Below are 14,789 nucleotides of genomic sequence, written 5' to 3'. Positions count from 1 at the left end.
GACCTCTTGCATAAGTGTTGGTAAATGGTTATATTTTTTGTCTGTACTTGATTAGTATTACTGTCATTGCACTCCAATCGTCATTGCAAGGAGACCGTAGATCAACTAAGCAATTCAAATCTAATGAGTGTAGATTGCTACAACCTACTTGCGTGGTTTCGCAATGACATATATGGTCAACGTCATTGCGAGAAGACCGTAAGGTCGACGAAGCAATCCACCTTTTGGCGTCATTGCGAGCGAACGTATGTGAGCGTGGCAATCAATGAAGTGATTAGATTAGAAATGGATTGCTTCGTTGGCTCATGCATCCTCGCAATGACAACGTAATACTAAGCTATACTCTTTAAACTAATAAATAAGTGATAAAATGACCTTTAACTCAAGCAAACTTAACAATGGACTAACTGTTGTTACTTACCATATGCCTAATATAAAATCCGTAGCTATTAATCTCATTGTTAATGTAGGTAGCCGCTATGAACAATATTCAGAAATAGGGATATCTCATTTTCTTGAACATATGGCATTTAAAGGAACAACAACTAGAACTGCTAAGCAAATTGCTGAAGAATTTGACTCTATAGGAGGGCAGTTTAATGCTTATACCGGTCATGAACAGACTGTTTATTACTCAAAAATATTGAGTGAGAATTGTTATACTGCTCTAGAAATATTGGCAGATATCTTGCAAAATTCAGTTTTTTCAGAAGAAGAAATAGCCAAAGAATATCAGGTAATTTTACAAGAAATTGCTTGTGTACAGGATAATCCCGATGAGCTTATTCACGAAAAATTTTACAGTAGTGCTTATGAAAATCAAGCACTTGGTCGGTCAATTTTGGGAACTTATGACAGTTTAGCAAAATTTGATAAGGAACATTTTAGCAATTATATTGATAAACATTATAATGCCGGAAATATTTACTTATCAGTGGCAGGAAATGTTGAGCATCAACAAATTGTAGAATTTGCTGAAAAATTATTTTGTTCATTAAAAGATAAACCAAATAATCATTTTGAGAAAGCTAGATACACTGGGGGGCATAGTGTTATTACCAAAGAACTTGAGCAAACTACCTTAGTTCTGGGGTTCGAAAGTGTACCCTATTTTAACATACAGCAATTATATCATACTCAAGCTCTGTCACTAATACTTGGTAACGGTATGTCATCAAGATTATTTCAACAAATCAGAGAAAAGCTTGGACTTGCCTACTCAATTGGTAGCTATAATAGCTCACACTATGATAGTGGGATTTTTGGCATATACGTTTCCACTAGTCATGATAAACTACCATTTCTTGCAGAACAATTAGTCAATGAAATTAACAATATTTCTGTAGAGATCAAAGATTCAGAAATTGATCGGGCTAAAATACAATTAAAAACTAGTATTCATATATCCCAAGAAGATTCATCTTATAAGTCAGAAGAAATTGGTAAGAATTTTGCTGTTTTTGGCAAATATTTACCTATTGAGGACACTATTGAATATATTATGAATATAACAAACCGAGATATCATAAATATTGCTAACAAAATATTTGCTAGCAAACCTACTTTATCTATTATTGGACCTAATCCACTTGCCATAGATTATCAAAAATTATCCAATGATCTGGCTCTATGAAATCGGTGCTATTAACTAGAAGTTTAGAAGATAATTACGATATTATTCAAGAATTGCAGCGTAATCATCAATGTAGCTTTAACTATATATGTTGTCCTTTATTGGAATATCAAACTTTGCCATTAGATGGTACCCTTTTATATGATTATCCTAATGTCATTATCACTAGTAAATTTGCTGCTAAAATCCTAGCCAGACATCAAAATATCGAAAAGAAGAATATGTGGATAGTCGGTAATTCATCAAAATTAATTCTAGAACAAAATAATTTTATAGTGCAATATGTTGCTAGCAATGTACAAGAGCTGCTAGAAAACATTCCACCAGAAATATATCACCAAACCGTATATTTGTCGTCAAATGAAATCACCCAAGATTTACCTCAAGCGATTAAAAGACACATTATTTATCAGGTAAAATATGCAACTAAGCTGCAACACATAGCAGAAATTGAAAAGGGCATCAATTTTATTCTACTATATTCACAGAACTGTACTAAGACTTTTATTGAATTATTAATAAAAAATAATTTGCTAGAATCCTTAGCCAATAGTTTAGTTATTGCTATAAGTAAAAAAGTAGCAAATATTATTAGCTCTTTTACTAAAAATGTGGTTTATTGTGATAATGGACAACCTCAGCAAATGTTAGAATTATTAATTTATAATGCCCAAAATAATGCAAAAATCAGAAACTAATATAATAAAAGTCCGTAGAAACAACTCTATTATTTTTACAATTATTTTGGTTGTATTATTTGCCATATCGATAACTTATATGACTTTTTTAAATAATAAAAAGACGGATTCTAAGTTATCTAATAACGTAACAATACAAGAAACAACCATACAAGAAATCCCCCCATCTTCAGATACTACCAATTTAGAGGAGAATGCACCTCAGGAAGATAATAATTTAAATCAAGAAAATTCCTCTGCGAGTAGCCACCAACCAGAACAATCTAAAGCCCCTTCCAATGTTTACAGTAATTATTTACTTAGCATCAATCTTCTGGTAAAGAATTTTCTGCAAGATAAAGATTATACAGAGCAACTTTATCAAATTGAAACTATGGAGTTACCTGCAAAAATAAAAAATATTTTGATAGATATGCACTATTATAATAAAAATTATTTACTTGATAATAATTTGGGTTTAGTAAGGATATTTCCAAAAACCGATTGCTGGATCAAGCAATTTATCAAAATTGAAAAAAAATCTAGTAGCCTCAAAGATAAAGAAAAGCTGAAATTAAAAATAATAGGAAACCTAGATTATTTTATTAATTTCTTTTATTCAGAAGAACTACAACAAGAAAATTACAACAAGAATTCGTAGAGTAAACTAATGATAAGATTATTGATAATTTGTATTACATTTTTGTTGTTATATTTTAGTTTTTCTATGTTAAATCAACTTGACTCAAGATTAACTTTAAACTTATATGACTATTATCTAGAAACAACATTTTTTACTTTCGTTATTTTATATATATTACTTACACTTTTTACTGCTATTTCTTTTAAAATATTATGTTTAATTATTAATCTACCTACTAATTTAAAAGCTCTTTTCTTTACTAAAAGAGCCAATAACGATAATTACTTACTAATGAAAGCTATGGCAGAATACGTTTCTGGTGAAAAATTAAAATCAGCAGTAACAAGCCAAAAAATATCTTACCGTTTAAGCCAGGAAAATAAGGTGTTTCATACTTTACTTTTAGCAGAATCAGAACTAGATATTTCAGTAAAAATAAAATATTTTCAGGAATTAGAACAATCTAAACATTATATTCCTTTTGTTACCAAAAGACTCGCACAAATACATTATCAGAATAATATGTATGACATAGCTGAGAATTATGCTGTTAGATCGTTTAACCTAAATGAATCTGATAGTGAAACTTTAGAAATTTTACTTAATTGTTATGCCAAACTTGCTCTATGGACAAAATTTGTTTTTGTGGTATCTAAACTTAGCAGAGTTGATGGACAGAAACTAGAGTCTCTTAAAAACAAAATAGCTGATTATTATGTTATAGCTGCTAAAAATATGTTAGAGACTAACCAAACAAAAGAGGCGATATATTATTTAGAATCAGCTATTAAACTTATAGCTTCCCATATTGAAGCACTAAATCTTTATCTATCTTTAAACTCCTCTAAATGGAGTAATAAGAATATTGAGTTATTACAAACTGCCTTTACAGCAAGTCCATCTTTTGAAATTGTAGAATTATATAAGAAATTTTCTACCAATGACTCCTCGGAAATTTATGACGATCTAGCAAATTTAGTCGATCCTAAAAAATATTTAGGATTATTTTTGGCGATAGCTGCTTATTTAGATTTACCAGAAAAGGTTGAAAGTCTTAGAGATGAGCCTGAACTATTATGATTACCACTATAGTCAATTGATGAGAAGTTGGTGACGTCGTCACTCAATGCTCGTCTATTATTTATAGGCATCGCTCCATCGCATAAGCGTCAGTTTAAGAAAACAATAATTGAAAAAACGTCATTGCGAGAAAACCGTAAGGTCGACGGAGCAATCCAGAAAAGTGATTAGAAATGGATTGCCACGACCTACTTGCGTGGTCTCGCAATGACGGAAAAGCTATCTAAAACCCGCTCTACCTTATAACTTTTAACAGTTATGACCTATGCACTCCATCGCTCCTACTACCTAATTTTCCTGAATTGACTATACCAGTTCCATTATTTTAAATCCAAAGAATTAATAGACACATCAAATGCCATAGAGACTAAATTTGCTAACTTTTCTTCTTGATCTAAAATATCAGGTAATACTTTCCAATATGATAGAGTTATCAACTTATTTGAGATATTATATGTAAATGGTTCAGAGACAAAAGATTTTAAATCTCCAACCACTTTGTTATCCATTTTAAAGTACAACTCGTTTCTTGCAACTATTCCTATTATTATTCCGTCTTTATATATACCATAACTACCAAACATTGCACGAGTAGTGATTTGACCAAAAGGGGCTAGTATATCTTTAATATATTAAATAAATTCATTACTTTTCATAATTAACCTATAGGTTGGTTTGTACGAAAAACCACCATAAGGGTTACTTATTTTTGCAGAGTGACTATTTAAAACTTTCCAGTTGAACCAAATCCACCAGAACCTCTAAGAGTTTCATCTAACGAATCCACCTCGTCCCATAATATCTGCTCATATTTAGAAATAACCATCTGAGCAATCTTCATGCCACGCTCAATTACAAAATCTTCTTTAGCATGATTAACTAAAATTACTTTTATTTCACCACGATAGTCGGGATCAATTGTACCAGGTGAATTGAGTACGGTAATGCCGTGTTTTAGTGCTAAACCTGATCTTGGTCTGATTTGAGCTTCTAAATGACTAGGCAATGCTATACAAATTCCTGTAGGTACTAACTCTACTTGTTGTGATTTTATAGTTATAGGTTCAATATTTGCTGCCATTAGATCCATACCGCTACTATGCTGGGTAGCATAACCAGGCAAAATATCTACAGAATGTTCTAATTTTTTAACTTTAATGTTCATAAAGATGATATTTTTTAAAATGATATTTAGGAATACCAAAGAATAGATTGTAGCAAAATCTGCATTATATGTCAATATTCATTATATTTTGATATCCTTTCTAATAAGACCTATTTAAAGTAAATTCTAATAAAGAAACTAAATGATCTTTATAAATATTTTGTATAGGGATTTGTTTTAATAAATTACTAGCTTCATTGTTAATCGCTGCTAAATAGTCAATAATTTGCTGCTTAATACAATGTTCTATCATCAATTCTCGTATTAGTTTAAACTCACTTTCAGTTCTATTATCTGCCTTAATCATTTCTTGAATTTTTAACTGCCACTGATCATCAAGCTTTTTATATAAGAAAATTAGTGGTAGAGTTATTTTCCCTTCTGAAAAATCATCGCCTATATTCTTACCAATATCACGACTATCCCCTAAATAATCAAATAAATCATCAATGATTTGAAAAACATTGCCTAGGACTCTACCAAATTTTTGTAAAATTTCACAAATTTCATTAGATTGACCAGAAATAATTGCTCCTGCTTCACAAGATACGCCAAATAATTCTGCCGTTTTTGCCATAATTATTTCATTATATTCTGTTTCGTCAATAATTCTCCGCTGATTCAATTTCACCAATTGCGAAACCTCTCCTTCTGATATAATTGCTGAAGCTCTTGATAAAGATTTCATGGCTTTAATAGATTTTGTATCGACCATTAGCTGAAATGATTGGCTAAATAAAAAATCCCCAACTAGAATACTAGCCTTGCTATCCCAGATAACGTTAGCAGTAGGTTTGGATCTTCTCATGGTACTCTCATCTACTACATCGTCATGCAATAAAGTTGCCGCATGAATAAACTCTACAGCCCCAGCAAGCTTTATATTATCTTCCCCTACATAACCAAACATTTTGCTAGTTAAAATTGTTAGTAATGGTCTGATTCTTTTGCCACCAAATTCCAGCAAATATTTACCTATTACGCTAACCAGCTCCTCTTTGGTAGCTAAGCGGGTTATAATAAGCTTATTTAATGCAGAAAGTTCTGGGCTTAAGTCTTTATGTATTATTTTTATAGTATCCAATTTACGTCTCTATTTTTTATTTTATGATTTCCGTACGCTCGTTCCTATCATTCCCCCTTCTCCTTGTCATATATGGACGAGTGAATTTGTCAACAAAGAAAATAAAAAAATAGAGCCACAAAGGAAGCGGTCATATATTCGGCATCGAGTGCCATAATGGTTTCTGCATTCTTATAAATATCCTTGAGTGACCTCTCATTCCCACGGCTTCTAGAGCCTCGACATAATTACGGATTTATTCAGAATACTTATTCATTAACTCTTTAACTTTCGTTCTCTTTATTGTTACTATTCTTTACTCGCAATATTTATCAATTACCAATTTTTATTTAGTTGACATAGTTTCTTCTTTTTTCTCAACTAAACTAATTTGCAACATATTCGCTACCATTGGTGACTACTGCATAAGCAATCCTTGCTAACTTATTTGCTAAACCAACACATATAATATTATATGATTTATTTTCAGCAAATTTCTTCACTGCCCACTGCACTAGTTTATCTTTCGATTCCTTACCACTTTTTGCTCTTATTGCTATTGTCCTTGCGGCTTGAATCAACATAGTTCTGGCATATCTATCTCCCTGTTTGGTAATCCCTCCTAAAACTATCTTATCTCCTGAGCTATGTTGCTTTGGTACCAAACCAAGCGAAGCAGCAAAATCCCTCGGGGTTGGATAACTTTCCATTGGGGCTACACTCAAACAACTAGCATTGATTGCTCCAATGCCAAAAATTGTCTGCAACCTAGTAGCTTTCTCACTTTGCTTATTATTGCTGATAATCAGCTTTTCTAAAGTTTTCTCTTTGTCACATAAATCCTCAATTTCTTTACATTCTAAAAGTAAAATTGACCGTATCCCAGAATTTATATAACCTTTACTATACGCTAATTCTACCTCCAGCCTACATGATTTGCAAAATTTATTTTTACTTAATTTTGTATTATAGCCATATTCACATAAACTTGATATTGTAGAATTAGTTTTTTGCACACGATCTCTGATCGTATTACTTCTAATTTTATGCAAAAATTTTATATCTTGTTCCTCTTTGCTTTTTGGCAGCACAGTTTTTAATTCTGGATCACGAGCCGCTTTGCATATTGCTAACGCATCGTTATAATCATTTTTCTGTTTCGATGTAGCATAAACTTTTACATCTTTTGTTTTCATTAGTTTGACTTGCAAACCAAGCTTAGCAATTTCCTGTGACCAATAATTAGCTCCTCCACATGCTTCCATAGCTACCAATGAACTTTTATCGAGATTGCTTAAATAGGCTATTAACTCATCTCTTGTAACTTTTTGATAACCTATTTTTTTGCCATTTTGATCGACTTGCACCAAGTGCATACTATTTTTTGCTAAATCTATTCCTATTATAGTATTTTTTATGCTATTATTTATCATGGTATGGACCTATTAATTAAATTATTATTTAATTTGGAGCAGCTGAAAACTATTTTTCAGCTGACTCCGTACAAGTAAAGCATATTTCGCTTCACTCGTCCATACCATCATTCCCGCGTAGGCGGGAATCTGGATACCTGCTTTCACAGGTATGACACTAAGCCAAGCAGGAGGTAGGTCAATTTACTATGGCGTAACGCTATTCGAATTAGTATAGACTTCCTGCCAAACATCACTATCAATCTCCAAAAAAGGTTGAATCATTAATTGTTTTAATAATTTTTGATGTTCATTGAAATCAGGCACTAGCTCTTGTATCCTTTTTGTTATACTATCACCAACCCGTATTTTTTCCGAGGCTTTTTTGTATAATGCAAGATAATATAATGGTAAAAACTTATCAAAATCAACTGTGCCTATTTTTCCTTTTTCTATATTATTGGAATCTAATTTATACTCAAAACTTATGTCCCCTGAGTTAGAGTCAGGATGATCTGATACGGTTTTTAGAAAATAATTAATCCCCTCTTTGTATACAATACGACTATCTTCAGAAAATGTTTTAAACCTACCTAAATTTAATAAGTAATTGGCGATAATATCAGTTACCTTTAAATAATTATTGACAACCACAAGCCCATTAATATCAAAATTGCCGAATGAATTTAGCTTGCATTCACTTGACAAACGGAATCCAGTATTATTAGAAAATAAACTAAGGTTATGTATTTGAGCTCTCATTACATCGTTTGTTCTAGCAAAAAAATTTACATCTAAATCAAAAATATATTGATGATTTTCTAATTCAGTTAAATTGAATTTATCTTTATTATTGTTAACATACTCTAACTCTTCCATTAACGATAAATTGTTAGGCAATGCTGATATATACGGCAATAAATACTGGATAGAATTTAATATATTATCGGAAAATCCTGATTTCAAATCAATTGTTGATTCAACCTTCAAATGGCTAGCACGATGACTTTCTTCCTCTTTATTTTGATATAAGAAACTAGTCAAAGAGTCTTGGACATTGCTTGAAAATTTGCTGGATATCATTTTTATTTCTAAATCGTTAGCAAATTCACTATATATAGATTTATTTGTTTTTATATAAAACTTACCTTCAAAACTAAAAGGCATTGGCCAAGCAAATCTATATAATAAAAGACCAGCTGGCACCCTCCTGTTGATAAGATTACTTTCTAAGATGTTTGTTGAATAACTAATATTTAATTTTTGTGGCATATTATTTTTAAAATCTTCTAGATCAGTATAATATTTTTTCTTTTCCAGTGAGAATGAAATAGCTGTATGATCTTCATCATATAGTTTCTGTTGGTCAACTAAATCAAAGATTTTAGTTTTGTCAGATCTTAATTCCAACTTCTCGACAAAATTGATAATTTCAAACGGATCTTTTTTTTGTATAAAAATCTTAAATAACTTCATACTTAAAGGAATCTTTGCTATAAAAGAATAATTATCACTTTCAAATTTTGTACCAAATCCTGATTGAACAGGCTTATAACGACCTGTTGCGTTACCAGAATAGGTAATAAAGCAAGATTGTTCTAGTAAGTCATACCCTATATAAATCGGGGTATGAAATTCAATTATACTATTCTCCCCCTCTTCATACCAGCCAATTACTTGAAAGGCAATTTTAAATGGAAAGCCATAGCTGGCAATTTTATTAAATTTAACAAAATATTTTTGTTCACTATCTACCGTATTAGCAGCAATATAACGATTGCTATATTGCTGATTGATCTTACCAGCTATAGAACTAATAATTAAGAACCATGAGATAGTATAAATCAAAAGGGTTACAGCAATTATCACTGATATAGATATTAATGTTTTTCGCATGCTAATTAATCTGAATTCGATATGACAAGTTATTCCAAAATCTGTTATATCTACAAATATAACAGATTTTTATTCTCCACTAATAGCTATTTTCATTATTTTTATGGTATACTCAAATGATTTAAAGAATTGAGGCTAATTACATAATTTTACATATTCACGGTTTAACTGCACTATATCCCAAAACCATAAAATAACTATCATAATAAACATTATTAGTAAATAAATTACTATTGAATCACATGTGGCAGTAGGCACTATTATGAATATAAAAGACTGAATAAAAGCTCCTAGAGACTTACCAAATTTAGTACTAATAACCTCAGCAGCAGCTTTACCTTTTGTTCGAAGTTCTAATGATAAAGGAATATATGCCATTTCCTTTGTTGAATCAAATAACGAATATTTAGTTGATTTACTTAAAATATTTTGTATCCCTCCAATAATTACAGCAGCATAAATTGGATTAAAGTCTTTAATACCACAACCTATATCTTCTGAGAAAATAACAAAAATGAAAAACATTAAACCAGTTATTGAAAACATCAAAGGTGTTAATAATGCTGACACTAACCAAGTAAATTTCCTAATCACATTACTGCCAACTACCATAAAAGTCACGCAGGAAATTCCCATCCAAATATTAAACCTACCCATAAAGTTTATATAATCTAACGTATTGGGATTAAGCTCTCTTACTTTAGCTTTCCACGGACCTTCCACTATATTAGTTAGGGCTCCATAACAAATTATCAATAAAGCAATGCGTCCAACATATTTTGAGCTAATAATTAGCCTGATACTATCCAGAAGTGGTAAAGAGGTTTTTGCCTGTATTTGAGTTACTTTAAAATCAGCCATTAACCCCTTATCATGCAAAATCAGATAATTAATTAACCTAAATAACAACATTGAAATTATACCGGCAAATACTATTATAGACATAATTGGCTGTAACATTAGTTCTGAATTATATTGTAAATCTTCATCTATTATCATTTGGGTATCGGATATCTCTTGTACATTTGAGAAAGCTACTAATACATTACCAGCTACAATTAAGCCAACATTGCCTACCATTCCTAAAATTGGATAAAAACGTTTTGCATTATTTGTATCAAAAATATTATTAGCAAATTGCCAAAACATTAGGTTAATAATTACTGCACTCCATAATTCTGCACAAACATACATGATAGCGTAACTCCACTTACCCATTATCTTGATAAACCACCGAAAATTAGGATACAAAGATACTAAATGTTCTATCTGCTCAGTATTTGGATGATAAAACTCCTGATTAGGATAAATGACATAGGCAAATATCAGAAAAAACAACAAAAAGCTTGAAATTATTATATAAAAAATATATTCAAAACGGATGTGATTACTGAGCTTTACATATAATACAGCGAATAATATAGAAGATGGCAAAACAAGCCAGAGTTTTAGAAAACTGATAACCTCCGCTCCCATTGATGGCACAACTAATCCGTCTTTAACAGACCTCAGAGCCCCAAAATTAAAAAGAACACAAAGCATCATTAATGCCATAGGTAGAAAAATCTTCAATTCCTCCCTTTCTATTGGCCAAATGATTTCCTGAATTTTAGAAAAAATATTTTTGAATGGTAACATTATTATACACAAAGAATTACCTAAAGATAGATGCTATATTTCATATATGGTGAAGCTGCACTAGCGCTTTTAAAGCTCTATGGCAATAAAGTCAATGAAAATTAGCATATTTCTCTATTAACAAAATAGTTACGTGACAAAATTATATAGTTTTTTCAACAGCGATTCCAAATATGTCATAGAAGGAAGGTAAGTAAAAGGATATGGAATAAGTTTTTCGTAGAGGAATAGTTAAAAAAGTAGTCAAAGTTGGATAAATTATCTAAGATAATATCAATATAATATTGGTATCAAGTTATGCATTCAAAGAAACATTTAAGTTTTAGTGCAATCAGAAGTATGATTGCAGATAGATTTGCTGGTATAGAAGATAGAAGGGGTGTAAATAGTAGTAATAGTATAGCAGATATTATGTTATCTGGTTTGGCGTGTATGTATTTTCAATCAGTATCTTTGCTAGAATTTCAAAGGCGTATGGAAAGGAAGGAACAACGTAATAATCTGCGTAGCATGTTTACAGTACAATCGCTTCCTAGCGATCAGGGGATGAGGAACGTAATAGACCAAGTAGATAGTGACGTAACGTTTAGACCTATTTTCAAAGAATTATTTAGTAAATTACAACGAGGGAAGCATCTAGAACAATATCAAATATTTCCTGGTAAATACTTATTAAATGTTGATGGTACACAATATTACAGCTCTGATAAAGTGAGTTGTAAACGTTGCCTAATTAGAGGGCATAAAAATAACCAATATCATTGTCATCAAGTATTACAAGGGGCTATTGTAAAATTTGGGTTACGACAAGTAATACCAGTAATGCCTGAGGAAATTCGTGTACAAGATGGTGATGAGAAAGAGGATTGTGAGACGAATGCTTTCAAGAGATTTTTGACAAGATTTAGAAAGGATCATGATAAATTAGGGATAATAATCAATGCTGATGCCTTATATGCAACAACTCCAGTGATAGAAACAATTCGTGATCATAAAGCTAATTATATTTTTAAAGTAAAACCCAATAATCATAAGACATTAATGGATAATGTTCAATCTGTAGATAAATCAAAGATAGAGACATTGAGCCTTAGAAGGAACAAATTGATAATTGAATGGGTTAATGATGTTGAATTATTTACTAGCACTAAGGTAAGAACAAATTATATAGCGGCATGGGAGCTAGTGCCGCAGAAAGATGGTAGTAACAAAAGTCAGTATTATGGTAAATGGATTACTGATCTAGAAATCACCTCAGATAATGCTAAAACAATAATAGACGGAGCAAGAGCACGTTGGAAAATAGAGAACGAATGCTTTAATAGCTTAAAGAATCATGGTTATAATATAGAACATAATTACGGTCATGGTTCTGAGAATCTATGTTATAATTTCTACAATTTTACTTTGTTAGCATTTACTATTCATCAAATACACCAATTAGTTGATAAATTATTTCAAGAAATGAGGGAGCAATTTGGTAGATTAGGATCGTTATGGGAACGAATAAGAAGTTTAGTAGACCTTTTTTTCTTTGAATCAATGGAAATGTTATGGGAGATATTAGCTGGCAAACGAGATTACAGAGTCCCGCCAATATAGATTCGACCTATCAAAAGCTTTTTCTAGAGCAATAGACTTATTTATTGCTAACCGTTGGTTTTTACCAAATTGATTACAATAACGTGAATTATGATAAGTTTGTATAAAAATATTTATAGAATTCAAGAAAATACATACAAATCTTTAACAGAAAAATAGATTATTCGTCTTAAAGTTGAGTGGATCGCAATGCTAAAATTTCCCTATGTATCCATAATGTCATATTTGGAATTGCTGGCAAGAAGCAATCTATAGCCAACATTACCAATTGTGCCAAGGAGCTTATCAATTACTCCGGTGATATATTAGACTTTGCTAAGTCACATTCAAGCTTGACAGCTACCACAGCATTAGCACCTCACATCTTACAAAAAATTGATCCTAAGAAGTTAGTAAATAGAGTTATTACTAAACTAATACCAGCAATTCCAAATATGACATTATGGATACATAGGGAAATTTTAGCATTGCGATCCACTCAACTTTAAGACGAATAATCTATTTTTCTGTTAAAGATTTGTATGTATTTTCTTGAATTCTATAAATATTTTTATACAAACTTATCATAATTCACGTTATTGTAATCAATTTGGTAAAAACCAACGGTTAGCAATAAATAAGTCTATTGCTCTAGAAAAAGCTTTTGATAGGTCGAATCTATATTGGCGGGACTCTGTAATCTCGTTTGCCAGCTAATATCTCCCATAACATTTCCATTGATTCAAAGAAAAAAAGGTCTACTAAACTTCTTATTCGTTCCCATAACGATCCTAATCTACCAAATTGCTCCCTCATTTCTTGAAATAATTTATCAACTAATTGGTGTATTTGATGAATAGTAAATGCTAACAAAGTAAAATTGTAGAAATTATAACATAGATTCTCAGAACCATGACCGTAATTATGTTCTATATTATAACCATGATTCTTTAAGCTATTAAAGCATTCGTTCTCTATTTTCCAACGTGCTCTTGCTCCGTCTATTATTGTTTTAGCATTATCTGAGGTGATTTCTAGATCAGTAATCCATTTACCATAATACTGACTTTTGTTACTACCATCTTTCTGCGGCACTAGCTCCCATGCCGCTATATAATTTGTTCTTACCTTAGTGCTAGTAAATAATTCAACATCATTAACCCATTCAATTATCAATTTGTTCCTTCTAAGGCTCAATGTCTCTATCTTTGATTTATCTACAGATTGAACATTATCCATTAATGTCTTATGATTATTGGGTTTTACTTTAAAAATATAATTAGCTTTATGATCACGAATTGTTTCTATCACTGGAGTTGTTGCATATAAGGCATCAGCATTGATTATTATCCCTAATTTATCATGATCCTTTCTAAATCTTGTCAAAAATCTCTTGAAAGCATTCGTCTCACAATCCTCTTTCTCATCACCATCTTGTACACGAATTTCCTCAGGCATTACTGGTATTACTTGTCGTAACCCAAATTTTACAATAGCCCCTTGTAATACTTGATGACAATGATATTGGTTATTTTTATGCCCTCTAATTAGGCAACGTTTACAACTCACTTTATCAGAGCTGTAATATTGTGTACCATCAACATTTAATAAGTATTTACCAGGAAATATTTGATATTGTTCTAGATGCTTCCCTCGTTGTAATTTACTAAATAATTCTTTGAAAATAGGTCTAAACGTTACGTCACTATCTACTTGGTCTATTACGTTCCTCATCCCCTGATCGCTAGGAAGCGATTGTACTGTAAACATGCTACGCAGATTATTACGTTGTTCCTTCCTTTCCATACGCCTTTGAAATTCTAGCAAAGATACTGATTGAAAATACATACACGCCAAACCAGATAACATAATATCTGCTATACTATTACTACTATTTACACCCCTTCTATCTTCTATACCAGCAAATCTATCTGCAATCATACTTCTGATTGCACTAAAACTTAAATGTTTCTTTGAATGCATAACTTGATACCAATATTA

Annotated in this window: 12 protein-coding genes; 5 read left to right on the top strand and 7 right to left on the bottom strand. The window is 31.2% G+C overall.

The genetic code is table 11. From position 1 onward, the window contains the following. The first annotated feature begins 370 nt into the window (after positions 1 to 370). The 4 genes from NBW66_RS13620 to NBW66_RS13605 all read left to right on the top strand — a co-directional run bounded on the left by NBW66_RS13620 (position 371) and on the right by NBW66_RS13605 (position 4,033). On the top strand, positions 371 to 1,633 hold the full coding sequence (locus NBW66_RS13620; RefSeq protein ID WP_250311293.1) for a M16 family metallopeptidase: 1,263 nt from the start codon (positions 371 to 373) through the stop codon (positions 1,631 to 1,633). Continuing rightward, positions 1,630 to 2,331, top strand: a complete 702-nt coding sequence (locus NBW66_RS13615; RefSeq protein WP_250311292.1) for a uroporphyrinogen-III synthase — start codon at positions 1,630 to 1,632, stop codon at positions 2,329 to 2,331. The genes NBW66_RS13620 and NBW66_RS13615 overlap by 4 nt, the downstream gene beginning before the upstream one ends. Next, the gene (locus tag NBW66_RS13610) at positions 2,312 to 2,971 is read left to right on the top strand and encodes a hypothetical protein (RefSeq protein ID WP_250311291.1); all 660 of its coding nucleotides are present in this window, start codon (positions 2,312 to 2,314) and stop codon (positions 2,969 to 2,971) included. The genes NBW66_RS13615 and NBW66_RS13610 overlap by 20 nt, the downstream gene beginning before the upstream one ends. Before the next feature lie 66 nt (positions 2,972 to 3,037). Then, a complete protein-coding gene (locus NBW66_RS13605) occupies positions 3,038 to 4,033 on the top strand; it encodes a heme biosynthesis HemY N-terminal domain-containing protein (RefSeq protein ID WP_250311290.1) in 996 nt (331 codons plus the stop codon). Between the two features lie 320 nt (positions 4,034 to 4,353). Here the strand turns inward: NBW66_RS13605 and NBW66_RS13600 are convergent, their stop codons facing one another. The 6 genes from NBW66_RS13600 to NBW66_RS13575 form a co-directional block, all read right to left on the bottom strand. After that, entirely contained in the window at positions 4,354 to 4,653 is a 300-nt protein-coding gene (locus NBW66_RS13600; protein ID WP_284346777.1) for a TfoX/Sxy family protein, read from the bottom strand. Between the two features lie 104 nt (positions 4,654 to 4,757). Beyond that, complete coding sequence (dut, locus tag NBW66_RS13595) at positions 4,758 to 5,207, bottom strand: dUTP diphosphatase (protein WP_410525840.1); 450 nt, start codon at positions 5,205 to 5,207, stop codon at positions 4,758 to 4,760. 91 nt (positions 5,208 to 5,298) lie between these two features. Then, complete coding sequence (locus tag NBW66_RS13590) at positions 5,299 to 6,282, bottom strand: polyprenyl synthetase family protein (RefSeq protein ID WP_094649194.1); 984 nt, start codon at positions 6,280 to 6,282, stop codon at positions 5,299 to 5,301. A gap of 365 nt (positions 6,283 to 6,647) precedes the next feature. After that, positions 6,648 to 7,694, bottom strand: a complete 1,047-nt coding sequence (locus tag NBW66_RS13585) for an IS110 family RNA-guided transposase (RefSeq protein ID WP_250310795.1) — start codon at positions 7,692 to 7,694, stop codon at positions 6,648 to 6,650. Positions 7,695 to 7,880: 186 nt separating this feature from the next. Beyond that, positions 7,881 to 9,542 carry a hypothetical protein gene (locus tag NBW66_RS13580; protein WP_250311288.1) on the bottom strand — a complete coding sequence of 554 codons (1,662 nt, stop codon included), beginning with the start codon at positions 9,540 to 9,542 and terminating at the stop codon, positions 7,881 to 7,883. A gap of 162 nt (positions 9,543 to 9,704) precedes the next feature. Beyond that, positions 9,705 to 11,207, bottom strand: a complete 1,503-nt coding sequence (locus NBW66_RS13575) for an Npt1/Npt2 family nucleotide transporter (protein ID WP_250311287.1) — start codon at positions 11,205 to 11,207, stop codon at positions 9,705 to 9,707. Between the two features lie 297 nt (positions 11,208 to 11,504). On the opposite strand from NBW66_RS13575, the gene NBW66_RS13570 reads away from it, so the two are divergent. Continuing rightward, complete coding sequence (locus NBW66_RS13570) at positions 11,505 to 12,809, top strand: transposase (RefSeq protein WP_250311217.1); 1,305 nt, start codon at positions 11,505 to 11,507, stop codon at positions 12,807 to 12,809. Positions 12,810 to 13,466: 657 nt separating this feature from the next. Here the strand turns inward: NBW66_RS13570 and NBW66_RS13565 are convergent. After that, complete coding sequence (locus NBW66_RS13565; protein ID WP_250311217.1) at positions 13,467 to 14,771, bottom strand: transposase; 1,305 nt, start codon at positions 14,769 to 14,771, stop codon at positions 13,467 to 13,469. Positions 14,772 to 14,789: the final 18 nt, after the last annotated feature.

This window comes from Rickettsia endosymbiont of Oedothorax gibbosus (genome assembly GCF_936269705.1).
GTDB lineage: Bacteria > Pseudomonadota > Alphaproteobacteria > Rickettsiales > Rickettsiaceae > Tisiphia.
This window is presented reverse-complemented; position numbering and strand designations above follow the sequence as displayed.

What these genes read in the sequence shown, in the direction of transcription:
- NBW66_RS13620 (WP_250311293.1), top strand. Translation starts at nt 371, where the DNA reads ATGACCTTTAACTCAAGCAAACTTAACAATGGACTAACTGTTGTTACT.
- NBW66_RS13615 (WP_250311292.1), top strand. Translation starts at nt 1,630, where the DNA reads ATGAAATCGGTGCTATTAACTAGAAGTTTAGAAGATAATTACGATATT.
- NBW66_RS13610 (WP_250311291.1), top strand. Translation starts at nt 2,312, where the DNA reads ATGCAAAAATCAGAAACTAATATAATAAAAGTCCGTAGAAACAACTCT.
- NBW66_RS13605 (WP_250311290.1), top strand. Translation starts at nt 3,038, where the DNA reads ATGTTAAATCAACTTGACTCAAGATTAACTTTAAACTTATATGACTAT.
- NBW66_RS13585 (WP_250310795.1), bottom strand. Translation starts at nt 7,694, where the DNA reads ATGATAAATAATAGCATAAAAAATACTATAATAGGAATAGATTTAGCA.
- NBW66_RS13575 (WP_250311287.1), bottom strand. Translation starts at nt 11,207, where the DNA reads ATGTTACCATTCAAAAATATTTTTTCTAAAATTCAGGAAATCATTTGG.
- NBW66_RS13570 (WP_250311217.1), top strand. Translation starts at nt 11,505, where the DNA reads ATGCATTCAAAGAAACATTTAAGTTTTAGTGCAATCAGAAGTATGATT.
- NBW66_RS13565 (WP_250311217.1), bottom strand. Translation starts at nt 14,771, where the DNA reads ATGCATTCAAAGAAACATTTAAGTTTTAGTGCAATCAGAAGTATGATT.